Here is a 21,771-nt window from a genome sequence, read left to right as displayed (position 1 = left end):
CGGGCTCGTCCCCGGGTTCGGCAACCACGGGCGATCACTATCTCTCATCTACGCAAGGTCTCTCGCAACTCGGAAATCAGCGCCGGGTCAAGGAGCGACCCGGCGCGTTCGGCCAGCACCGACATCTCGTAGCCGAGCAGGCCGATGTCGCAGTTGCTGTCGGCGATCACGCCGAGGCAGCTGCCGTCCCCCATGGCCGAGACGAGCAGGAAGCCCCGTCGCATCTCGATCATGATGAGCTTCAGTCCATCGAAGGAGTAGCTGCGCGAGGCGCTTCTGGCCAGGCTGGACAGCCCGGACACCATGGCGGCCAACCGGTCCGCCGCCGCGCGCTCGAGACCCTCCGACATCGCGATCAGCAGTCCGTCCGTGGAGACCGCCACGGTCTCGCGCACACCGGCGGTGTTGCGGACGAAGTTCGCGAGCATCCAGTTGAAGGTCTGCGGGTCGGCGCTCGGCACGTGGGTGGTCACCAATTCTCCTCTGCGGTCAGTATCGTCGGGGTGCTGCGCGCATCGTCGGGTCCGTGATCATGGCCGAAGCCGCGCTCATGGCCGGTGCCGCGCTCGTGACCGGCCCGGAACGAGGCCAGCATGCTGGCGGTCTCCTGCGGCGAGCGCTGCGTGGCCGGACCGCGCTCGGGCGGCGGCGCGGCGGTTTCGGGTCGCGGCAGCTGCGGACCGCTCGTCGATTCGGCGCCCCGGGATCGCTTGTTGCGCCGGATCAATCCGTTGCGGGTGGTGGCCGCGCCGGGATCGGCGGCGGGACGCGGCGCGTTCCACGACCCGGTCACCGGTTCGGGCGCGGCGGACCGGGGCGCGGACGGCTCGGGCCCGGTCATCCGGACCGGCGGCGACGCCTCGCCGCGGGCGGTGGGCGCGGTGATCTCCGGCCGCGCTTCCGCCTCCACCATCCGGTGGGTCACCGAATCGGCGCCCCACGCCGGTTCGATCACCGTGACGGGGGCCTTGGCCTCGACCGTCGCGGGCTGGTGATCCTGTTCGGCCGCAAGCAGTTCCGAGGGCAGCGTCATCCGCGCGACGATGCCGCTGACGGGCGAGGTGTTCAGTTCGACATCGATGCCGAGGCGCTTGGCCAGCCGACCGACCACGTAGTGACCGAGGTAGCGACTGGGCGCGACGATGAAGTCCTGTTCACCGCGCAGTTTGGCATTGGACTGGGCGAGCTGATCCGGCGGCATCCCGACGCCGTGGTCGACCACGGCCAGCAGATAGCCGTGCGCCGCCCGGCGACCGTAGATCTCGACCTCCAGATCGGGCGGTGAGAAGGCCAGGCCGTTCTCGATCAGCTCGGCCAGCATGTGCGACAGCTCGCTGGCCACGCCGCCGACGATCATCACATCGTCGACCCGGCGCAGCACCACCCGGCGGTAGTCGTCGACCTCGGACATGCCCGCGCGAATGACGTTGGTCAGCGCGACCGGCCGGGCCAGCCGCCGCGGGCTGTTCTCGCCCACGAGTACCAGCAGGCTCTCGGCGTTGCGGCGCATGCGGGTGGCCAGGTGGTCGAGTTCGAAGAGGTTGGCCAGACCCTGCGGATCGAGTTCCTTACGCTCGAACTCGCTGATCAGCCCCAGCTGGCGGCGGACCAGGTTCTGGTTGCGCCGGGCCAGGTTTGCCATCGACTCGGTGGTGTTGCGGCGCACCAGCGCCTGCTGCGAGGCGAGTTCGAAGGCGGTGGCCTGCACGCGATCCAGCGCGCCCGCCACCGCGGCGATCTCGGTGCTCGACCCCTTCGGCATCCGCACCGGGGCGGGCGCCTCGGGCCGCGAGTCGACCGCATGCGCCCACTCGTCGATGACCCGCGGCAGGCGGCGCGAGGCCACGTCGTCGGCCTCACCGGCGAGTTCGGCCAGCGGCCGCACCAGCGCGCGGACCGAGGCGAGCACCAGCGCGATCATGGCGATCACGGCGATCGCCGCGCCGACGAGGAAGATGATCAGCTTGGTGGTCGCGGCCGCGCGCAGATCGTCCGCGCGGGCCTGGACGTCGTTACCGACCTTCTTCTGCACGGCGCGCTGCGCATCGATGACGCCGGTCATCCGGTTCCACCAGTTCATCGGGTCGACCGGGCGGACCAGCGGGCCGTCGCCGGAGGCCAGCGCGACGGCCTCGGCCTGCTCCGCCTCGGCGGCGTTGTCGCCGAGCATCGCCTCGTCCAGATCGGCCTGGCGGCTCTTTGTGGCGTAGCGCGAGAAGCTTTGCAGGGCCGCCTGTTTGGTGGCGCGAATCTCCATGAACTGGCCGTATTCACCGCCGGAGAAATGCCCGACGACGAAGACGCCGTTGAGGAAACCGCGTTCCTTGTCGAACTGTTCCTTGGCCGCGCCCAGCGCGTAGAACGCCTGCAGGCCGCGTTGGATCTCCGGATCGTTCGCCTGATCCAGGCCCAGGGTCAGCTGATTCAGCGTGCCGACCGCGTCGTTGTAGAACTGGATCACCACCGGGCGGCTGATGCGCCGGGTATCGATCTGAGTTCTGGTGTTGCCCAACAGATTCAGCTGCCCGAGCGCGGCGCGCACCTGATCGGCGCCGGGCGCGTCGGAGTTCGCGACGCCCTTCACCGCGTCGAGCGTGCGGTCGACGCTGCGGCGCTGCTCGGCCAGCGGCTGCTGCAGCCGCTCGTCACCACCGAGCAGGCCGTTGCTGAGGCCGAGTTCGCGCTGAATCTGATCGGTGAGGTCCTGTACGCGTAGGGCGAGCGAGACCGCGCGGGTGGTGTCGTCGGATTCGCGGTACTCCGCGTACGCCCCGAACGCGGTGACCGTCAGCAGCGCCAGTACCAAGATCAACGCGAAAGCGAGGATGCGGGACAGCTGGCCACCGATGGTGCGCGGACGCAAAATTCCCGCCATCAGCGTGCCGAACAACCGCCTGTCGGCAGGAGCGGTCGTGGGCTCCGAAACCGGTCTGTCTCCGGGCTTTTCGTGCCGTAGACGCAGACGCACTTGTTGCAACTCCTCGAGCCGGGGTCCGTGCCGGCTCGAAGGCTCACCGACGAGCGCACGGAAGTCTGTGAGCAAAATCCCATATGCCCACTCCGGCGTCAACTCGGGAAGCGAACTACGCCAAGGGTTTTCCAAAACCTTTCGATTGAGCGTTCAATAGCGCCCCGCTACCGATGAATAACTGACACGCGTTATACGTCAGTACGGGTTGGCCCGATCGCGCCACGACGCGGCGAGTTCGGTGCCACGCTGGGCCGGGAAGGAGATCTTGTTTGGATCGCCGTCGGAGGTGTAGCGGCTGGCGGCGAGACGATCGAGCCAGTAGGCCGAGTCGAAGGCGACCTCTCCCTTGCCCGATCGGATGCGCGGAATGCCCCCGCGATCGATCTCGCCGTAGGGCGAGGGCGCGGGTTCGGCGCCGACCAGCATCACCGCATCGAATTTGTAGGGCACACCCGCCCACACCCCCTGCGAGGCGAGGGCGCGGTCGGCGGGGAAGATGCCCAGCGGCAGGGCCATCGTATGCACCTTGCTCGCGGTGGCCGTCTGGATCTCGCGGACGTTCTCCCCGAACTCCCGCTGCACCCCCGCACTGTCGAGCTGGCCCAGATTGGCATGGGTCGCGGTGTGCGAGCCGACCTCGTAGCCGTGCGCGACGAGCCATTTCAGCGCGCCCGGGGCATTGCCGAAGGCCTCGTTGTTGACATAGAAGGTGGCCCGCGCGGGGAAGTCCGGATGCCGGGCGGCGAAATCCTCCAGAATCGCGACGGCGGTATCGGGCACGAGCGCGCCGTCCGGGGTGAACGCGAGCTGGCTGACGGTCGAGTCGTCGAAGGTGAGCACGACCGGATGCGTCCCGGCCGGAATGTTGATCGCGCCCGCCACATAGTCCGCGACGGTCACCGGTCGATAGTCCTCGCGATAGAGCCGTTCCAGCTCGGCACGGAACTCCGCGGGGGTCTGATCGTATTCGCCGAGCGGGTCCGCGCTGAGCTGGTGGTACATCAGGATCGGCACGTCGCCCAGTTCGTCTGCCCCCACGGCGGCCGGCGCCACCGACGCCTTCGAGGCCGCGGGCATCCCATTGGCAACCGGGGACGGGCCCGGTGCCGCCGGATCGGCCGCGCAACCCGCGACCGTCAATAGCAGGGCAGACAGCATTACTCGCACGCCGAGGACCTGGTTCGTCGCCACTGGCCAACCGTACGGTCTGCGATAGCTAACTGGACGCAACAACACACCGGGACCCGATGTGCGCGGGCTATGCCGCCGGTTCGGCCGTATTCGGCGTACTCGGACTGTTCACGCTGATGCTATCGATATGGCAGCGGGTGCCGTCGACGGTCGGGGTCGAGATGCGGCCGCCCGAGCCGGTGTAGCTCAGCTCCGGGCGCAGGCAGCTGTCGTCGGCGCGGTCGCGGAAGGTGATCGTGGTGTCGGAGAAGTCGAGCCGACCCGGGAAGCGGGCGCCGTTCCACGGCTCGATGGCGAACAGCGCCATGTTCTGCGCCTGGTCGCGCAGGTTGATCGAGAAGTTCACCGAGCCCGATTGCCCGGTGACGGTCTGCTTCCACACGCCGGTGGCTCGGTCCAGAGCGATATCGATAGCGAGCACCTCCCCCACCCGCACGGCCATCGCCCGTCCGGAGCGGCAGCCCGAATAGTCCGGGTGATTGCCGACATTGACGTACATCGCGGCGATCCACCAGGTCGAGTACGCGGGCGGCTGATTGCGCGGAGCGCAGCTGGGTCCCCAGGTCAGCACCGGCTGCAGCACGCCGAGCCCGATCGGCTCGTAGTTCCGCCCGCCAGGCCGCGGCTCGAGGCCGGGCCACAGGAACATCGTGCCGACCCGAGGCAGCTTGGGCGGCACGGTGAAATGCGTTTGCAGCCGGATCATCTCGTTGCCGACCGGGATCTTGAAGTACACCCGGGACTGCCGATCCGGCTGCCGTTCGCCGGGAACGATCGCCGTATCCGGCTGTGCCGCATCGGGCGGCTGCCCGGAGGACGTCGGTAAGCCGACGAGAGTCGTTGTCACCAGAGCGATTGCGAGGGTCGACGCGATCCGCGCCACCCGTGTGCGTATGCGATGCATATTCGGCATGGAATCACCGCGCGGCACCGGACAAGGCCGATTGCGGCCACGCCGCCCGAATTCGGGCGGCGCTGTAATGCTAAACCCCTATAGCACAACGCATTTCGAGATCAGCTCGGCGTCCCGACCCGCTCGTCGGAGCGGAAGTGCGCCCGCGACGCCCGGGGCGCCCACAGCAGGGTCAGCGTAATGATCGAGATCGTCCAGCCGAGGATGAGCGCGAGGTGCGCCCCGGTCTCGGGAAACAGCGCCCACACGACGAAGCGTCCGACGAACTGGAATCCCAGCAGGACGGTGATCAGAATGCGGGCCCAGTTGCGGCCGCGCAGCAGCGGCAGGACCAGCGCCGCGTAGACCGGCGCGCCGATCAGATGGTAGACGGTGCCGGGATTCATCCCGACGGGCGGAATCAACAGGACGATAAGGTGATTGAGGGCGTGAATGCCGACGCCGAGGGCGGCGATACGCACGAACATCGGTGAGCTGGGCATGGGCCCGACGCTATGCGATCGCCGCACCGCTGGTATTGGACGATTGGGCCATGGCCTCGCGCAGTAGCGCGTGCGGCGAAGCACCCGCGAAGCGCTGGAAATCCCGGATCAGATGCGATTGATCGTAGTAGCCGAGCTCGTGCGCCATGCGACCCAGCTCCGGGGGGACCGGGGCGACCAGCTCGCGCAGGGCCGCGGAGAATCGCAGCAGCGAGGCGTAGGCACGCGGCGACAGGCCCACCTGATCGGTGAAGCGTCGGCTGAAATGCCTTCGGCTCCAGCCGGATTCGGTCACCAGATCGGAGACTGTCAGCCCGTCGCGCCCGGACCGCAGCCGCCGCACCGACGCGACCACGGTGTCGTCGGCCTCGGCGCGCGGCAGGCGGCGCAGATACTCCCCGACGAGTTCGAACCGACGCTGCCAACCACGCGTCTCTGCCAGGCGCTCGGCCAGCTGCCGAGCCGACGGTCCCAGTATTTCCTCCAGCGGCACCACCGCGTTGCGCACTTCGTGCAGCGGCACGCCCAGCAGCCGCCGCGCGGCCAGCGGCCCCAGTTGCACCTGCACACTGCACATCCGGCCGGAATGCGTCGCCGTCGACCCGCGGTCGTACATGCCCGAGACGAGCGCGGTCGGATGTACCGCCCGCCCGTCGAACACCCCGTCCAGGGCGAAGACGAGCTTCACGGTCCCGCCGGGAATCTTGCGCCGCCGCACCACGTGCGGCTCCCACACATCGAATCCGAAGCATCGGATCGTTCCCGTCCCGCCCACCAGCCCGGGCGGGCAGTACACCACATCGCGCGCCGAAACCTGCGTCACCCCACGCAGTTCCAGCAGCCGCTGTTCGCTCACGCCGCGCGCGTCCGATCAGCGCGCGGACGGCGGCAGCGGAATGGGGCTGGGCTCATTGACATTCACGAGCACCACCACATCGCCGTACCGGGCCGCGCCGCGGGCCAGATGGTGGCCGAAGCGGGCCAGCGACAGCCGCCAGCCGTATTTGGCGCTCATCGCGGTGTCCACATGGTCGATGAGGGTGCCCCGGGTGACGAGCTGGGCCCAGCCCTGCCGCTGATGGGTGCCGACCACCGGACTGCCGTGCCAGTCGCCGGGCTGGACGAGGACGCGGCCGTCCTGCGCGAGCTGAGCGGCCTCCGGCGCGAGGGAGGAGATGCGGAAGGCCAGCTGCCGGTCGCCGATGGGGACCACGAGCCGGGCGGCGGTGACGAGTTTCCCGGGACCGGCGACGCGGGTGACCAGGACCGTCTTGGCGCTCCACCACTGCGCGCCGGGTCCCGACCGCACCGGCCGGGTGGCGGGCCGAGGATGGTGCGGATGCGGGGGCGGACCGCCCGCCCGGCGGGGGCCGGGACCCCCGGGCATACCGGGCTGCGGTGGGACCATGCCGTGGGCATCGATGATTTCTGTCATAGCTACGACCTTTACGGTGACGATCGCCTTGTCGGCAGGGGTCGAAACGGCGGCCGAGACGGATCATCGGCGCGGCCAACCACTTTCGATACTCCAGACGTTCGCCGACGCTGACAACCACGCTGGTCACGCGCTCGCGCCCGATTATCGCCGCGGCAACCGCCAGGCAACGGCTATGGCGAAGGTCACAAAATAGTCACCTCGGCTATTTAAGGCCCAGCTTGACTGGCTCGTCACCGTTTGACCACGGGTTGGCTGGCTATCCGCGAGGGCGTGGCTCAGTTATCTCTGGATTTCCCGGGCGTCGAGGTGGTGGCCCGGGGTATTACCGCGCGCGGACCGCAAGGCTGCGCCTTCGACGGGGTGTCGCTGGCGGTCGAGGCCGGGCGGCTGGGCGTGGTGACCGGCCCGAGCGGTTCCGGACGCACCTCGCTGCTGCTCGCGCTGGCCGGACGGATGCGACTGGTGGCCGGGGTGCTGGCCGTGGGCGGCCACCGGATACCCGAGCAGGCGGCCCGGGTGCGCGAGCTGGTGGCCGTCGCGCGCGCCGAACCGGCGGTGTACCCCGACGCCGAACTATCGGTGCGGGAACACATTCGAGAACGCCTGCTGCTCGGCGGCCCCCGGATCTCCCCCGCGACAATATCCGCGGCCTTCGAACTGCTGGAAATTCAGCCACCGCAGGACATTCCGCTCGGTCGACTGCACCCCGACGAGCAGACCGTGATCGCGGTCGCGCTGGCCGCCGCCGAGCGCCCGGGCGCGCTGGTCCTCGACGATGTCGCCACCGCGCCGGTGTGGTCGGCCCTGCACACCCTCACCGGCCACGGCCTGACCGTGCTCGCCGCCACCGACCGGGTCCCTCCCGGTCTCGATCCGGAGGCCACGACCGTGATCGAACTCGCCCATCCGATCGATCGCGACCGCCTCACCACCGCGGCGAAGGAGTAGACCCGTGACCGCTGTGCGCCTGGCCCTGTTGGAATTCCGCCGCTTCCGCGGACCGCTGCGGACGCTGGTCCCGATCGCGCTCGCGCTGATCCCGCTGCTGTACGGCTCGCTGTACCTGTGGTCGAACTGGGATCCCTACGGCCGCACCGACAAGATCCCGGTGGCCGTGGTGAACCAGGACCACCCGGCCGAGGCCAATGGCCAATTGGTGGACGCCGGAAAGCAATTCACCGATCAGCTGCGCGCCTCGGGCGCGTTCCAGTGGCATTTCGTCGATGCCCGCGCCGCCCACGAGGGCCTCGAGCACGGCCGCTACTACTTCACCATCACCGTCCCGCCGGACTTCAGCGCCAAACTCGTCAGCGCCCAGCGGCCCACCCCCGAACGCGCGAGCCTGGACATCACCCTCGACGACGCCAACAACTTCGTCGTGGGCATCATCGCCAAGGCCGCCAAGTCCGAGCTGCAGGATCAGGTCAACAGCGCCGCCCACGCCGCCTACGCGCGGGCCATCTACGGCGAGTTGTCCCAGGTGAAACAGCAGCTGCACATCGCCGCCATCGGGGCGCACGCCCTCGTCGACGGCACCGTCCTGGCCCAGCGCACCGGGGTCTCGCTCACCGACGGCATCACCGCCGCGCGGGCCGGCGCCGCGGGCATCACCGACGGCCTGCAGCGGCTCGCCGATGCGGGCACCCGCGCCGATCAGGCGATCGACGCGCTCGCGGGCTCCGGCGCGACCGCGCTGCCGAATGCGGTCGGGGCGGCCGTCAATGCCGCCACCGCGGCCAGCCAGACCATGGGTGTGGTCCAAGACGGCACCGCCCTGGTCCGGCAGAGCGCCGCCGACGCCGACGCGGCGCTGCGGCAGTTCGCCGCGGTGCATCCGGAGCTGGCGCTGGATCCGCTGCTGGCCACCGCACTGCAGCGCGCGCACAGCCTCGGCGACGCCGCGGCCGGAGCGGCGGGCACCGCCGAGCACGCCAGGACCGCGGCCGACCAGGCCGCCACCGCGGCCACCGCGGTCCAGCGCGACTTCGGTCCCGTGCAGACCGCGCTCACCGGCAGCGACAGCCCGCTGCGCGCGATCTCGTCGAGCACCCGCCAGATCGGTTCGGGCGCAACGCAGATCACCGCCGGGCTCACCGCGCTCGAATCGGGCGCCCAGACCCTGCGCACGGCGGCCGATCAGCTCAACAACGGCGCCACCCAGCTGGCCGGGGTGGTGGACGGCGCGGTCCAGAAGATTCCCGACACCAGCGCCGAACAGACCGCCAAGGCCGCGGACGTGCTCGGCTCACCCGTCGGCATCAGTATGGACAATCTGCATCCGGCCGGGGTCTACGGGCGCGGCCTGGCGCCGTTCTTCTTCTCCATCGCCATCTGGGTGGTGGGCCTGCTGGCCTACCTGTTCCTGCGCCCGCTCAATCCGCGCGCCCTGGCCGGGCGCGTCGGCACGCTGACCGTGGCGGCCGCGGGCTGGCTGCCGGTGGCGGCCATCGCCGCGATCGGCGGCGTGATCCTCTACGGCGCGGTGCATTTCGGCCTGCACCTGAATCCGGTGCATCCGATCGCGGTCGCCGGAGTGCTGATCCTGGCGGCCGGGGCCTTCGTCGCGATCGATCACTTCCTGCGCGTCTCGCTGGGGGCGATCGGCGAGGCGCTGTCGCTGGTGCTGCTCATCGTGCAGCTCACCGCCTGCGGCGGCCTGTATCCGATCGAGACCACCCCCGCCCCGTTCCGCGCCGTGCATCCAATCCTGCCGATGACCTATCTGGTGGACGCCCTGCGCGTCGGCATCTCGGGTGGGCTCACCACCAATCTCGTGCGCGATGTGCTGGTGCTGGCCGGATTCCTGCTGGTGTTCGTCGGGGCCACGGCCCTGGTGGTGCGCCGCCAGCGCGTCTGGACCGTGGCCCGGCTGCATCCGCGGATCGAAACCTAGGGCTGGCAGAGCACCGGCCCCGGATCGCCCCCGCGCAGCACCCAGCTGAGCCACGCGGTGGCCGCGGGCCAGACCGCCACATCCGCGGAGAGGTGCTCGCTGGCGGGAATGGTGAACCAGCGCAGATTCACACCCGATCGGCAATAGGCCTGCTCGACCGGCAGGATGCCGTTCATGGGAATGAGCTGATCGGTCATCGAATGCCACATGAAGATCGGGATGTCGGGCCTGCGCTCGGGACTGCCGAAGCTGATGTCGTGCAGCAGCTGCTGGATCTCGGGGCGCTGCAGCACATTCGGGTCCTTCAGGTACTTCGTCAGCGGCGGTCCGGTCAGGCCGGTGACCACCTCGCTGTAGACGCAGCGGCCGTCCATGTTCCGCAGGTGCGCGATGCCCTCGGGGGTGAGCAGCTCGTCCACCTTCAGTATGTCCGGGTAGTCCTTGGTGAGTCCGGCCACGATCGCCCACAGGGCCCACTGCGCGGAGACGTTGTAAAACGTGGTGGGGCCCTGTAATCCGGCGAACAGCGCCGCCTTGTCCGCCGCGACCCCGCCCTGTGCGGAGCCGAGGATGCGCAGCTCCGGCGCGTAGGAGGCATGCAACTCGGCCGCCGAGGCCGAGGCGTTGCCGCCGCCGGAGTAGCCGTACAGACCCACGCCCGAATCTCGAAGGCCCAGTGCGGGATCGCGCTGCGCGGCGCGGATGCCGTCGAGCACCATCCGCCCCTCCGAGGAGCTCAGCCAGGCGTTGCGTTTGCCGTTGAAGTCCGGAATCGCCACCGCCATCCCCTGTTCCAGGAAGTACTGGGTCAGCGCGATCTCCTTGAACAAGCCCGCGCGCAGCGTGTAGGAGGGGTTGCAGATGGACGCCGTGCTGTCGATCGCCTCCTGATACGACACCAGCGGGCGCGGGCTGCCCAGCCACGGAATGCCGGGCACCAGCACGGTGGTCGCCGTCACGATCGGGGCGTCGTGCGCATCCGTGGTGCGATACAGGATCTGCCGGGTGTGCACCGGGAAGGGGATGCCCAGCACATAGGACTGCACATCCCGCGCACGCACGATATCTCCGTTGTTCAACTCGGCCAGGTCGGCGGGGTCGTCGTACCACGGGTCGCGGTCCGGGGGCGTCAGCGGGATCACCGCCGGAAGGATCTGCCGCTCACTGGGAATCGGCAGCGGCGGTTGCGGATCGGGATCCGCCCAGGCGGTGGTCGCCGTCGCGACCAGCAAGCAGGCGCCCAGGGCCAGGACCGCGGCCCGCTCGAGACGTGCAAACATCGACTCTCCCTACCGGTGCGGAGGCGGCGGCCATTGTGAGCCAGCACACCTCCCTGTGTGGGATCCACAACACACCAGTTGGAAGCGGCGCGGTAGCTGCAGTTTCACCGAGCCGATACAGCATGTATCAGACAATGTGCACAAATGCGGCTATTGCGTGGGCCAGATTCCGGTGACGCTGCGGAATCCGGTGGCACCGGCTCGGTCCACCGCCGCCTTCACCAGGCCGAAGATCGCGCCCTGCAGCGCCGCGGCCGCGAGCACCTCGCCCCAGCCGTAGTCCCTCGAGGTCGCGCTCGGCGCACTGTCCTCACCGGCGACCCAGTGCCATACCCGGGTGAACACCATCGACGCCAGCAGGCCACCCAGCACGCTCACCAGCATGCCCAGCGGCTTGTACAGCAGCTTCATGACCGCCTCCGCACGATGAGCCAGATCACAAGTGCCACAGCCACTCCCAGTCCCGCCACCGGGACGGGATGGGACCGGAGCACACCCGGCGTGGCCTCCCCGGCCCGCTCGCGCAGCTGGTGCGCGCGGGCGCGCGCCCGGCCCGGCACATCGAACTTCTCGGCCAGCGCCTCGACCGTGCGCCCGAGTTCCTCCCGGGTCCGATCGCGATCGCGGCGCAGTTGGTCCGGATCGGAGGGAATGCTCACCGGTGGCTCCTTTCCTTGACGACCTCGATATCGCGGCGGACATCGGCGACGGCCCGTTCCGGAATCGGCGGTGCGGCCCGGCGCATCCCGGACCGACCCGCGAGCGCGGCGACGAGCGCAATCCCGAACAGCGCGGCCGCGACGATCAGCGCCGCCGCCCACGCCGGTAGGGCCAGGGCCAGCGCGAGTACCGCCGCGGCCACCAGCGTCCCCGCGCCCAGCAGCGCGAGCATCGCCGCGACCCCGGCCAGGCCCGCGCCCAGACCGAAACGCTGTGCCTTGCTTTGCGTCTCGATCGCGGCGAGCCTGATTTCCTCGCGCACCAACCGGCTCAACTGCTCGGTGGCGTTGCCGATCAATTCGGCCACGGGTGGGGAATCCGCGGCCCGGGAATCATGGGTGTCGGTCATGACACGGCGCCTCCTTCTATCGTGTGGTGCGCGAATACCCCTCGGCGACCGGCCGACACCTGCTCGATCGGGGTGAGTTCGATTGCGTTGCGGCACAGGCGGTATGATCGAGCGCCGACATCCGTCAAATGCGCGGTCGGCGATCCGGCCACCTGAGGGCGGCCGGACCGGGCGGTGATCAATTGGTCATCTCGATGTGCTATTGGTCGAGCCGGAAAAGGAGACCGACCGACTTCCATGACGCGGCAAAAAGGCCTCGCCGGGCATTCCCGCACGCCGCCCCGGCACCCGCCCGAATCGATCGGCGCGGCGGTCGGCCGGACTCGAGGTATTTCGGTCGCCGACGAAACGGACAACCGCGCGATGATTCGCCTCGGCACGCATCGCCCCGGCCGGGACTCCCCGGTCCGACCTGGGCGCCAGCCGATCGATCGCGTCCGGGAATTGCGCCAACAAAGGCGCCCCCACGGAGTGGGAACGACTGGGAAATGCCGCGCCGACGAGATGCTAGTCTTGCCGAATGGCGCAGAAGACAATTGTGGAAACCTATGACGACTTGACCGGCGAGCGGATCGACACCGACATCGTTCCCAACCCGACGATCAACTTTGCCGTCGACGGTGTCGAATACGAAATCGAGTTGGGCGCGAAGAACCGCGACAAGTTCTATGCCGCGCTGGATCCCTACACCGCCGCCGCCCGCCGCATCGGCGGCCGCCGCGGGCGCAAGGCCGCGGCCGCGGGTTCGGGCTCTGCGTCGGGCCTGAGCAAGGCGGAATCCAACAAGATTCGCGAATGGGCCCAGTCGACCGGCCGCAAGGTGTCGGCCCGGGGCCGACTGCCCAAGGATCTGGTCGAGGCCTACCGCGAGGCCAATTCCTGATCGTCGCTGCCAGCGCCTTCGGCCCGCACGGCGGCGAGAATCGTCCCGGCGTGGCCGATGATCAGCAGATGCCCGGCATCCGGCACGACAGTCACTCGGCCGCAAGGAAGTTCGGCGGCAAGTCGATGCGCATCGGTGACGGGGACGTTGCGGTCCCCGTCGCCGTGCCAGATCCGCACCGGCACCGGGATGTCGGCGAGCCGGAATCCCCAGTCCCGCCCGAACAGCAGCCGCATATCCGCGGCCACTGCCCGACTGCCCTGCCGGAAGGCCTCGGCCACATTGGCCGACAGCTCCACCAGCACCTCGGGATGTTCGGCCACCCGATCCCGATCCACCGCGGGCATTCCCGCGACCAGCTCGGCGACCCCGCCCGGCCGCCGCACCCGGGCCGCCAGCCGCGCCGCGATGGGTCGCGCGAGGGACGGAAAGCGCCGCAGCACCAGCAGATTCCCGGGTCGCGCCCCCGCGGCGACCGGTGCGATGGAGCTCACCAGCACCACCGAGCGCACCCGCTCCCCCAGCTCGCGCGCACACGCCAGCGCATACGGCCCGCCGCCCGACACACCGAGTACCGCGAAGCGCTCGATCCGGAGCCGATCGGCCAGCGCCGCCACGGTTTCCGCCCAGTCCGCGACCCGGCGGCGCGGGGCGAACGACGATAATCCCACCCCCGGCCGGTCGGCGGCGACGACCCGGATTCCGGCCGCGCTCGCCGCCGCGTCGAGGGCGAGCGCCTCCAACCGTGAGCCCGGGATGCCGTGGCAGTACAGCAGCGGGCGCCCGCCGCGATCGCCGTATTCGGCATATCCGACGACCTGACCCCCGGGCAGCGTAATCGTCTGCGGCGCGGCTGAAGTCACGGCGTCAGCGTAGCGGCCGATCGGGCGAATCCGGCCCATGCCGGGGCCGGGGTGTCGCGGCCGGATACACGCGCGCGGCATTGCCCGCGGCGACGGCGATGACCAGTTCGTCGGCATCGGCCGGGGTGATGACGTCATCGGCGATCCACTCCGCCAGCACCCGTGCCATACCGCGCCGCCACAGCCGCGCGCCGAGATGGTGCAGCTCCGCCAGGCCGTATCCGTCCGAGGAGTAGCAGAGCCGATCGAACGGGGCCAGCTCCAGCGTCTCGGCCAGGACCGCCGAAGCTCGTTGCCCCACATGGGGAATCGTCAAGCCGAGATCCAGGTAGACGTGCGGGAAGGCGTGCGCCAGATAGGCGGCGTTGCGGTGGAACGGCCAGCAGTGCAGCAGTACGACGGTCGCGCCGGTGTGCTCGGTGGCGCGTAGGAAATCGGTGAGCAGCAGCGGGTCGGCGCGATGCAGCCGCAGGTCGGTATCGCCGAACCCGGTGTGGAACTGGAGGGGCAGGCCCAGCTCGGCGGAGAGGCGGGCGGCGAGTCCGACCAGCCAGCCCAGCGCGTCCGGGTCGGTCAGGCGAGCGTCCAGGGCGGTGGGCGCCGGTGGTGTGTCGCGCAGCGGAAAGTCCAGTCCGCAGCGATAGGCGGTGATGGACTTCAAGCCCGCCGCGTTCCGGGCGCCGTCCCGCAGCGATCGCTCGATTTCGTCGAAAGCCGCAGCGGTGCAGCCCTTTTCCGCGATTACGCGCTCGGCGACCGTCTCGATGCGCACGATCTCGGCCACCTCGCCGCCGGACAGGTCGGCGAACTCGTCCTCGAATCCGAATCCGGTGTCCACCAACCAGCGTGCCACCCCGGCCGCACGCAGCAGCCGCGCCGACACTTCCCGCCATCCCAGTTCGGCCCGCCGCGCGAGGTAGTCCTCGGCCACCGCATGTGCGGGCAGCCCGAGAACCGGTGCGCACCAGCGCCTTACGGCCAGGCCGAGGGCGGAGGCGAAGGTTCCGCGCCGCCCCTCGCCGAGCAGCGCCTCGAAATCCGGCCGGTCCAGATCGGCGGCGACCACACCGTGACAGTGCTGATCGATGAGGCCGATCTCGTCGGCGAGCATTCAGAACCGCCAGCGGGTCAGCTCGACCAGCTCGCGCGGATCGGCGTCGGCGTATCGCTCGGCCTCCGCGCGCCGCACGGTCAGCAACGAATCGTGCAGCTCCGGCCCCATGGCCTCGGCCAACACCTTCGATTCGGCCAGCCGTTCGGCCGCCGCCGCGGCGGTGGCGGGCAGCCGGACCACCCGCCGGTCGTCGCCGAAAGCGGCCGGGTCACCGTGGATTTCGGGTGGCAGCCGCAGCTCCTCGGCCACCCCCGCCAGCCCCGCCGCGATCACCGAACCGACCACCAGATACGGATTGCCCGTGGCGTCGAAACATTTCACCTCGGCATTGGCCGCCCACTCCTCGGTGCCGCGCACCCCCGTGATCAACCGCAGCGCCGCCTCGCGCGTCTCGCGCCCCCAGCACTGCCACGCCCCCGCCCAGCGCGACGGCAGCAGCCGCAGGAAGCTGGCCGGATTGCCCGCACCGACCGCGACCAGCGCGGGCAGCTCCCGCAGCACACCCGCCAGAAACGCCTCCCCCACCGGCCGCAGCCCGTGCGACCCCGCGCCACCGGCCAGCAGTGAGCCCTGCTCGTCGTGCACCGAAAGATGCAGATGCGCCCCCGATCCCGCGCCGTCGGGGTCGATGCACGGGGCGAAGGTGGCCCGCCAGCCGTACCCCAGACTCACCTGCCGAATCGTATGCCGCACCAGCACCGCGTCATCGGCCGCCGCCACCGGATCCGCCGCCGCGACCGACAATTCCAGCTGCGACAGCGCGTATTCGGGATGAAACTGCTGCACCCGCACCCCCTGCCGATCCAGCGCCCCCACCAGATCCCGCGCGTAATCGGCAACCTGCCCGAGCCGAATCATCCCGTATCCGGGCCCCGTCACCACCGGCACGAACTCCGAATCATCCTCCCCCAGCGCCCATTCATGCTCGAACGCCATCGCCAACCGCAGCCCACCCCGCCCCGCCGCCTCCACCTGCCGAGCCGCGAAATGCCGCTGACACGCAGGCGACCGCACCCCCTCCTGTGTGAACTTGTCCGCAGGCGCCCAAGCCCACCCCCGCTGACACACCAACTCGGTCAACCGCCCCAGATCCGGCACCACCCGCAGATCCCCATCCGGCCCATCCACATACCGCCCCACATTCATCACGTCATCGAAGCTGAAAACATCGAACGTGGGCGAGGCCCCCACCCCATACTGCCCCGCATACGAAAGCCGCTCCACCGGAACGGTTTTCACCCTGGTTATCCCCGCATTGTCCACAAAGGAGAACGCGACGAGCTGAGCATCCACCCGAACAGCCGACCCAACGGCCAGGCCGTCGGCCGGTATCCGATCCGGCGTCGAGGACATCTCCTCACGATACCGACATCACCTGGGGAGCAGCGGGAGAAGGGTGTTCGCCAGGTCGATCGTCTTCTCGCAGATGCTCACCCGTGGATTCGTATCCCCAGATCACCCCGAAGAGATCGTTCCGCTGGCTACAGTGTGATCTCGCTTAGCGAGCACATCCGCGGGGATAGTTTTACATAGATCGAGGGTCGGCATCGTCGCAGGCGCAGGGTCGTAGCGGGCGTTGGCCCTTGCGGCCGAGCGGGATCGGCTGCGCACGCAACGGAAACGGCCACGACAGCGACAACCAGCATGCTCCTGCGACCCGCCATGGTGTCATCGGGGCATCAGTGGGAGAAGGGTGTCCGCCATCTCGACCACCTTCTCGCATGGATCCTTGACGAACTGTCCGGAAATCAGAATCCCTCCCCCACCCGACAAATTCGACAGCGCTTTACACTCCCCGATCTTGCTAGGACCGAGGATGCCGGTAACCCTGCCGTCGATAGTCGTCTCGCGGAACGGAAGCTCAGCCGAGATCGCCTTCATGTACTCGACATTTCGATCCGTGACATAGAAGCCGAACAACAGCCTGCTCGGCTCCTCCCCCTTTCCGATAACACAACCGTTGCGATCCATTCCTAGCTCGTTCTCCCCCCGAGGGATCGTCAGCGTTGCGGTGAGGCCCTGTTTTGAGAGGAAATCCTCGGAGAGAGCTTTACACAGATCGAACGTCGGCATCGGTCCCGGCGGCGGAGTCGTCACAGGAGTCGCACGTGGTGACGGAGCCGGGCTTCCATTGCACCCAGCAAGGACGGCCAACGAAGTTACCGCAGTCGCGACCATTGCCCCAGCGCGACACTTCGCGGCACGGAATCGGCGCCCGTCCGTCACTTGTCCTCCTTCGAACGCGGTGCTCCCACTCCACCCGTAACAAGCTTTTCCAGATCGTTGGCATCAGTTACCAGCACGTTTGGGACGACGTCGTTATAGGCCCCGCTGTAATCCCTGCGATACTGGTCGAACTTGTCCTGAGGAAGCGGGTTATCTTTGGTGGCTTCCACCAACGCGGACTCGAAAGAGTTATACCCATCATTTTGGATCGCTTCCGCACTTGGGAACTGCATCTTCCCTGGAGTCGGCTCCGGATCCCACGCTTCGATTGCCTTGTCCATACCTTTATCGGCCATGTCACCGATGATGCTCTGGACTATCGCCCCGCCCGGAACCTTGTTGGTCGCCTCTTCTATTCCCCCGGAGACAAGGCTCTTGGCGAAGTCCCATCCCTTCTGGCGCGTGTCGTAGAGCTCCTGCTCATGGGTATTGCGCCCATCGACCTCGGCAGCATCCTTGTAGATCGCGGCGTTCCGCTCAGCAAGGGATACATGAGCATCGACGTTTGCCAGCATCAGGGCGGTATCGAACGGCTTGGGATCCTGCCCCTGAGCGATCCGATCCAATACTGCCGCATCATAGGCCTGCCGGGATGTTTCCAAGTACATCGTGCCCGGGTCGGACATGCACGATAGGAACAGCAGCCGACGCGCGTCCTCGCGGCCGAGTTGCAGCTGGTTGTTCTCGATTCCGGTTTGCGCGTGGTATCCCGCGAACGCGTCTAGGTTGGGGGCCAGAACTTTCGCCAGCCCCGTCGCCAATTCGGGGTTCTTGGCGAACGATTCGGCGGAGTTCTGGAACACCGACGGACCCTCCCCGTTGGTGATCGGCTTGCCGTCACCCCCGAGCAGCGTGCTATGGCTGTCAACGGGCGCAAGGTACTTCGGCAGCACCTCCGCGATCTCCCGCGCCTTCTCCCCCGTCGGCCCCTGATCATGCGTGAGATCCCCCGCCCAGCTGTACAACCCAGCGGCCGCTTTCCCATCATCTCCCCACTCATGATTGAAGATGGTGTTGGCGAATTCCTTCGGGTCGTACTTCTGCGGATGGAAACGGTCCCCCAGCGCACCGCCGGACGGGTCCGTCGTCACCCCCTCGCCCGTCAAAAGGGCATGGCTCGCATCGTGATTGCGCCCCGCGGCGGTCAGATACTGCTGCGCCGAGCGCTCCATCAGGTCGCGGTCGCCCTCTTGGAAACCGGTCGGCATATAGCCGTGCATGTTCTTGTCGACCTGGTCGAGATAGTTCGTGATGCTCGCGCCCTGGCGGCCGAGTTCGATGCCGAACTCCTTGCCGGGGGTATAGCCCGGATTCGCCTCGCCCAGTAGGTCGGCGAAGCGGGCCTGGTCCACGAAGCGGTCGCGGACGTCGAACGGCGTGGCGTCGGGATCGATGTGCTCCTCGGCCCGCCCGGATACGAGTTCCCGGATGTCCGGCGGCAAATTCTGATACCCGCCCTGCGCGACGATCTTCCCGTCGGGACCGCGGCTGACGACCTTGTCGTTGCTGACCATCATCAGCCCATTGGCGAGATTGTCGCGCTGGGCGGCCGCGACCGGATTGCCGGTCTTCTCCTGGGCGGCCAGATAGTCGTTGAGCGCCAATACGCCGTCCTTACCGGCCGAGCGATAGAACTCGCGGTAGTAGTCCTGCACCCCGGCGGGGACGGTCGACACCTCCTGGCCGTTGGCCAGGGCCTGGCGTTCCTGGTCGGTCAGAACGTAGTTCGGCATGTTGTCGACGATGTCGGCCAGGGCGCGGTCGTCGTGGTTGCGCACTGCATCGGCGACGGCCCGACCGTCCTGGCCGCCCAGTCGACCGCCCTGTGAGGCGGCCTCATCGACATTGATATTCGAACCGAACAGGTCGCCCGCGGCGCGGATGAGTTCGGCATTGCTCACCAGCGTCTGCTTGTAGCGGGCGATCTCGTCGAGCAGCGCCTGGAACGCGGCGCGGACCGCGGCCTGGTGGTCGTCGATGACCGAGCGCTCGACATCGCTGTTGTCGGGGATCTGCCACGCGTCGTCGACCCAGAGCCCCAGCGCGGCGGCATCGGCGATCTTGTCCAGCACGACCTGCTTGAACGATGTCAGCCCGCTGCCCGCCTGCTCCAGCATGCCCGGCATGTCGTCGATCTCGTAGAAGACCTTGCGCGCCTGGTTGTAATCCTCGTCCACGCGCTCGTACGCGGCGTCGTGGGCCGCACCGGACCACACCGATCCGAGATCACCGAAGTGGTTGCGCGCCTTGTCGATCTGCTCCTTGAACGTGGTGTTGGCCGCCCGTACGACGCCCGCCCAGTCGTTGAGCGCGTTGAAATTCCACTTCTCGACCTCGCGCGGGGTCGGAACACCCTTGGAGTTCGGCATCAGCGCGCCCCCGACCCGTGGAAGTCGAACTCGTCGAGCGCCTTCTTGAAGTTCTGATCGGTCATCGCGAAATCGGTTGCGCAGGTGCGGATCTTCGTCGCGATCGAGCGCTCCCGCTCGGCCACCCGCAGATACGCGCCCTCGATGAACTCCCCGGCCTGGTCGCACACCGGCACGATGTCGCAGGCCACCAGCGCCTCCCGCACCTTCGCCAGGGCCGTGCGGATGTCGACCGCATCGATGGCGTTGCCGACCTCCTCCAGCTTTCCAGCCAAGGAGTTCAACTGATCCATATCGGCCTGGGTCAAAGCCATATCCCCACCCTTCCCGCAGTACAAAACCGCCATGAGCGTACCGGAACGGAAGGCCGCCGTTGTCAGGGCAAAGTGTGTGTGACAGTATGTCGCGGTAATATTGGGTCGGACGAACGCAACGCTGCGGAGGTCGGCAATGAGCGACAACCACTTCGACGTGCTGATCATCGGTGCCGGGGTCTCCGGGATCGGGACGGCCTGCCACCTCACGCGCGAACTACCGCAGCTCAGCTATGCCGTGCTCGAGCGGCGCGGCCGGATCGGGGGGACCTGGGACCTGTTCAAGTACCCGGGCATCCGCTCCGACTCGGATATGTACACCTTCGGCTATCACTTCCGGCCGTGGCGCGGCACCAAGGTACTCGCCGACGGGGCGAGCATCCGCGACTACGTGCAGGACACGGCCGACGAGTACGGCGTGACGCCGCGCATCCGGTTCGGCCGCCGAGTCGTGCACGCCAGGTTCAGCACCGAGACGGGACTGTGGACCGTGCACGCGGTCGACGAAAGCACCGGTGCGACAGCGGAATTCACCAGTCGGTTCCTGGTGGGCGCCACCGGCTACTACGACTACGACGCCGGATATCGACCCGCGTTTCCGGGCGAGGAGTCGTTCACCGGCCCCATCGTGCATCCGCAGCAGTGGCCCGAGGATCTCGACTACACCGGCAAGCGCGTGGTCGTCATCGGCAGCGGCGCGACGGCGGTGACGCTGGTGCCCGCCATGACGGACCGGGCCGCGCACGTCACCATGCTGCAGCGCTCGCCCACCTACATCCTCCCGGTCCCGGCCGAGGATCCGGTGGCAGTCGCGCTGCAGCGTCTGAAGGTCCCCGCCGAGCTGATCTACAAGCTCGGACGGGTGCGCAATATCGCCCTGCAGCGCGGGGTGTTCGAGCTGTCGCGGGCCCAGCCGCGGCTGGCGCGGCGGCTCATCGTCGGCTCGGTGCGGGCCCAGTTGCGCGGCAAGGTCGACATCCGCCACTTCTCGCCGCGGTACAACCCCTGGGACGAGCGGCTGTGCGTGGTGCCCAACGGCGACCTGTTCCGGGTGCTGCGCCGGGGCCAGGCCTCGGTGGTCACCGACACCATAGAAACCTTCACCCCCAACGGAATTCGGCTCGGCTCCGGAGAGGAGATTCCGGCCGACATCGTCGTCAGCGCGACCGGGCTGGTCGTCCAGATCGCGGGCGGCGCGACACTCGAGGTCGACGGCCGACCGATCAACACGCGCGACCGGGTGATCTACAAGGGTGTGCTGATGGACGGCGTCCCCAATGCCATGTTCGTGCTGGGCTACACCAACGCGTCATGGACCCTCAAGGCCGACCTGGCCGGCGAATACTTCTGCCGATTGCTGGGGCATATGCGCCGCCACGGCTACACCCAGGTCGTCGCCCGTGCCCAGGACGCCGATCGCGGCACCGAATCGGCCTTCGGCAGCGCGCTGCGGTCGGGCTACGTCAAGCGCGCCGACGGCATCATTCCCCGGCAGGGCACCCGCGCGCCGTGGAAGGTGCTCAACAACTACTACATCGACGCGGTGCGACTGCGGCGCGGACGGGTCGAGGAGGAGCACCTCGAATTCCGCCGGGACCCGGCGACGACCGCCGCACCCGAGACCAGCTCGCCCGCGGTCGCCTAGGGCGTGTCCTGTAAGTGGTTGTGCGGGTTTGGGTGAGTCGGTGTCGTGGTTGTGTTAGCTGTATGCGGTGGTTGGTCGAGGTGAGGTAACTGATCGGGCCTGGGCTCGGATCGAGCCCAT

General features: G+C 68.5%; 22 protein-coding genes. 5 read left to right on the top strand and 17 right to left on the bottom strand.

Annotated elements, in window-relative coordinates:
• Positions 1–44 precede the first annotated feature (44 nt).
• The 7 genes from NDR87_RS32480 to NDR87_RS32450 all read right to left on the bottom strand — a co-directional run bounded on the left by NDR87_RS32480 (position 45) and on the right by NDR87_RS32450 (position 6,992).
• Positions 45–473: a roadblock/LC7 domain-containing protein gene (locus NDR87_RS32480; protein WP_251917685.1), complete on the bottom strand. Its 429-nt coding sequence runs from the start codon at positions 471–473 to the stop codon at positions 45–47.
• A complete protein-coding gene (locus NDR87_RS32475; RefSeq protein ID WP_251917684.1) occupies positions 470–2,875 on the bottom strand; it encodes a nitrate- and nitrite sensing domain-containing protein in 2,406 nt (801 codons plus the stop codon). Before NDR87_RS32475 ends, NDR87_RS32480 begins: the two co-directional genes overlap by 4 nt.
• Positions 2,876–3,166: 291 nt before the next feature.
• Positions 3,167–4,162 (bottom strand): polysaccharide deacetylase family protein, encoded by a 996-nt coding sequence (locus NDR87_RS32470; protein WP_251917683.1) that lies wholly within the window; start codon positions 4,160–4,162, stop codon positions 3,167–3,169.
• Between the two features lie 67 nt (positions 4,163–4,229).
• Entirely contained in the window at positions 4,230–5,009 is a 780-nt protein-coding gene (locus NDR87_RS32465; RefSeq protein ID WP_251917682.1) for a hypothetical protein, read from the bottom strand.
• Between the two features lie 167 nt (positions 5,010–5,176).
• Entirely contained in the window at positions 5,177–5,557 is a 381-nt protein-coding gene (locus tag NDR87_RS32460; protein ID WP_251917681.1) for a hypothetical protein, read from the bottom strand.
• Between the two features lie 10 nt (positions 5,558–5,567).
• Entirely contained in the window at positions 5,568–6,413 is an 846-nt protein-coding gene (locus NDR87_RS32455; protein ID WP_251917680.1) for a helix-turn-helix transcriptional regulator, read from the bottom strand.
• 15 nt (positions 6,414–6,428) lie between these two features.
• Positions 6,429–6,992 carry a hypothetical protein gene (locus NDR87_RS32450; RefSeq protein ID WP_251917679.1) on the bottom strand — a complete coding sequence of 188 codons (564 nt, stop codon included), beginning with the start codon at positions 6,990–6,992 and terminating at the stop codon, positions 6,429–6,431.
• A gap of 16 nt (positions 6,993–7,008) precedes the next feature.
• On the opposite strand from NDR87_RS32450, the gene NDR87_RS32445 reads away from it, so the two are divergent.
• The 3 genes from NDR87_RS32445 (at position 7,009) to NDR87_RS32435 (ending at position 9,888) form a co-directional block, all read left to right on the top strand.
• Entirely contained in the window at positions 7,009–7,188 is a 180-nt protein-coding gene (locus NDR87_RS32445; RefSeq protein ID WP_251917678.1) for a hypothetical protein, read from the top strand.
• Between the two features lie 77 nt (positions 7,189–7,265).
• Positions 7,266–7,943 carry an ATP-binding cassette domain-containing protein gene (locus tag NDR87_RS32440; protein WP_251917677.1) on the top strand — a complete coding sequence of 226 codons (678 nt, stop codon included), beginning with the start codon at positions 7,266–7,268 and terminating at the stop codon, positions 7,941–7,943.
• 4 nt (positions 7,944–7,947) lie between these two features.
• The gene (locus NDR87_RS32435) at positions 7,948–9,888 is read left to right on the top strand and encodes a YhgE/Pip domain-containing protein (protein WP_251917676.1); all 1,941 of its coding nucleotides are present in this window, start codon (positions 7,948–7,950) and stop codon (positions 9,886–9,888) included.
• Here the strand turns inward: NDR87_RS32435 and NDR87_RS32430 are convergent.
• The 4 genes from NDR87_RS32430 to NDR87_RS32415 all read right to left on the bottom strand — a co-directional run bounded on the left by NDR87_RS32430 (position 9,885) and on the right by NDR87_RS32415 (position 12,237).
• Positions 9,885–11,168, bottom strand: a complete 1,284-nt coding sequence (locus NDR87_RS32430) for a lipase family protein (protein ID WP_251917675.1) — start codon at positions 11,166–11,168, stop codon at positions 9,885–9,887. The two genes, NDR87_RS32435 and NDR87_RS32430, sit on opposite strands and share 4 nt — an antisense overlap.
• Before the next feature lie 150 nt (positions 11,169–11,318).
• Complete coding sequence (locus NDR87_RS32425; protein WP_251917674.1) at positions 11,319–11,579, bottom strand: DUF4235 domain-containing protein; 261 nt, start codon at positions 11,577–11,579, stop codon at positions 11,319–11,321.
• Positions 11,576–11,827 (bottom strand): DUF3618 domain-containing protein, encoded by a 252-nt coding sequence (locus NDR87_RS32420; RefSeq protein ID WP_251917673.1) that lies wholly within the window; start codon positions 11,825–11,827, stop codon positions 11,576–11,578. The genes NDR87_RS32425 and NDR87_RS32420 overlap by 4 nt, the downstream gene beginning before the upstream one ends.
• Entirely contained in the window at positions 11,824–12,237 is a 414-nt protein-coding gene (locus NDR87_RS32415; RefSeq protein ID WP_251917672.1) for a phage holin family protein, read from the bottom strand. The genes NDR87_RS32420 and NDR87_RS32415 overlap by 4 nt, the downstream gene beginning before the upstream one ends.
• Before the next feature lie 520 nt (positions 12,238–12,757).
• On the opposite strand from NDR87_RS32415, the gene NDR87_RS32410 reads away from it, so the two are divergent.
• Entirely contained in the window at positions 12,758–13,120 is a 363-nt protein-coding gene (locus tag NDR87_RS32410; RefSeq protein ID WP_251917671.1) for an Lsr2 family protein, read from the top strand.
• Here NDR87_RS32410 and NDR87_RS32405 read toward each other — a convergent pair.
• The 6 genes from NDR87_RS32405 to NDR87_RS32380 all read right to left on the bottom strand — a co-directional run bounded on the left by NDR87_RS32405 (position 13,099) and on the right by NDR87_RS32380 (position 20,006).
• The gene (locus NDR87_RS32405) at positions 13,099–13,983 is read right to left on the bottom strand and encodes an alpha/beta fold hydrolase (RefSeq protein WP_251917670.1); all 885 of its coding nucleotides are present in this window, start codon (positions 13,981–13,983) and stop codon (positions 13,099–13,101) included. The two genes, NDR87_RS32410 and NDR87_RS32405, sit on opposite strands and share 22 nt — an antisense overlap.
• Positions 13,984–13,987: 4 nt before the next feature.
• On the bottom strand, positions 13,988–15,094 hold the full coding sequence (locus NDR87_RS32400) for an amidohydrolase family protein (protein ID WP_251917669.1): 1,107 nt from the start codon (positions 15,092–15,094) through the stop codon (positions 13,988–13,990).
• On the bottom strand, positions 15,095–16,450 hold the full coding sequence (locus NDR87_RS32395) for a glutamine synthetase family protein (protein WP_251917668.1): 1,356 nt from the start codon (positions 16,448–16,450) through the stop codon (positions 15,095–15,097).
• Between the two features lie 315 nt (positions 16,451–16,765).
• Positions 16,766–17,275 (bottom strand): DUF3558 family protein, encoded by a 510-nt coding sequence (locus tag NDR87_RS32390; RefSeq protein WP_251917778.1) that lies wholly within the window; start codon positions 17,273–17,275, stop codon positions 16,766–16,768.
• Positions 17,276–17,319: 44 nt separating this feature from the next.
• On the bottom strand, positions 17,320–19,692 hold the full coding sequence (locus tag NDR87_RS32385; protein WP_251917667.1) for a hypothetical protein: 2,373 nt from the start codon (positions 19,690–19,692) through the stop codon (positions 17,320–17,322).
• Positions 19,692–20,006, bottom strand: coding sequence for a hypothetical protein (locus tag NDR87_RS32380; RefSeq protein WP_251917666.1), 315 nt, complete (start codon positions 20,004–20,006; stop codon positions 19,692–19,694). The genes NDR87_RS32385 and NDR87_RS32380 overlap by 1 nt, the downstream gene beginning before the upstream one ends.
• Before the next feature lie 136 nt (positions 20,007–20,142).
• Here NDR87_RS32380 and NDR87_RS32375 point away from each other — a divergent pair, with 136 nt between their 5' ends.
• Complete coding sequence (locus NDR87_RS32375; protein WP_251917665.1) at positions 20,143–21,651, top strand: NAD(P)/FAD-dependent oxidoreductase; 1,509 nt, start codon at positions 20,143–20,145, stop codon at positions 21,649–21,651.
• The last annotated feature ends 120 nt before the right edge of the window (positions 21,652–21,771 follow it).

It is taken from the genome of Nocardia sp. CDC159 (genome assembly GCF_023740735.1).
In the GTDB taxonomy this organism is placed as follows: Bacteria; Actinomycetota; Actinomycetes; order Mycobacteriales; family Mycobacteriaceae; genus Nocardia; species Nocardia pulmonis.
The sequence above is the reverse complement of the archived record's forward strand: the minus strand, read 5'-3'. Positions and strand labels throughout refer to the sequence as shown.

What these genes read in the sequence shown, in the direction of transcription:
- NDR87_RS32390 (WP_251917778.1), bottom strand. Translation starts at nt 17,275, where the DNA reads ATGGTCGCGACTGCGGTAACTTCGTTGGCCGTCCTTGCTGGGTGCAAT.
- NDR87_RS32425 (WP_251917674.1), bottom strand. Translation starts at nt 11,579, where the DNA reads ATGAAGCTGCTGTACAAGCCGCTGGGCATGCTGGTGAGCGTGCTGGGT.
- NDR87_RS32410 (WP_251917671.1), top strand. Translation starts at nt 12,758, where the DNA reads ATGGCGCAGAAGACAATTGTGGAAACCTATGACGACTTGACCGGCGAG.
- NDR87_RS32375 (WP_251917665.1), top strand. Translation starts at nt 20,143, where the DNA reads ATGAGCGACAACCACTTCGACGTGCTGATCATCGGTGCCGGGGTCTCC.
- NDR87_RS32460 (WP_251917681.1), bottom strand. Translation starts at nt 5,557, where the DNA reads ATGCCCAGCTCACCGATGTTCGTGCGTATCGCCGCCCTCGGCGTCGGC.
- NDR87_RS32400 (WP_251917669.1), bottom strand. Translation starts at nt 15,094, where the DNA reads ATGCTCGCCGACGAGATCGGCCTCATCGATCAGCACTGTCACGGTGTG.
- NDR87_RS32415 (WP_251917672.1), bottom strand. Translation starts at nt 12,237, where the DNA reads ATGACCGACACCCATGATTCCCGGGCCGCGGATTCCCCACCCGTGGCC.
- NDR87_RS32430 (WP_251917675.1), bottom strand. Translation starts at nt 11,168, where the DNA reads ATGTTTGCACGTCTCGAGCGGGCCGCGGTCCTGGCCCTGGGCGCCTGC.
- NDR87_RS32380 (WP_251917666.1), bottom strand. Translation starts at nt 20,006, where the DNA reads ATGGCTTTGACCCAGGCCGATATGGATCAGTTGAACTCCTTGGCTGGA.
- NDR87_RS32385 (WP_251917667.1), bottom strand. Translation starts at nt 19,692, where the DNA reads ATGCCGAACTCCAAGGGTGTTCCGACCCCGCGCGAGGTCGAGAAGTGG.
- NDR87_RS32450 (WP_251917679.1), bottom strand. Translation starts at nt 6,992, where the DNA reads ATGACAGAAATCATCGATGCCCACGGCATGGTCCCACCGCAGCCCGGT.
- NDR87_RS32475 (WP_251917684.1), bottom strand. Translation starts at nt 2,875, where the DNA reads ATGGCGGGAATTTTGCGTCCGCGCACCATCGGTGGCCAGCTGTCCCGC.
- NDR87_RS32395 (WP_251917668.1), bottom strand. Translation starts at nt 16,450, where the DNA reads ATGTCCTCGACGCCGGATCGGATACCGGCCGACGGCCTGGCCGTTGGG.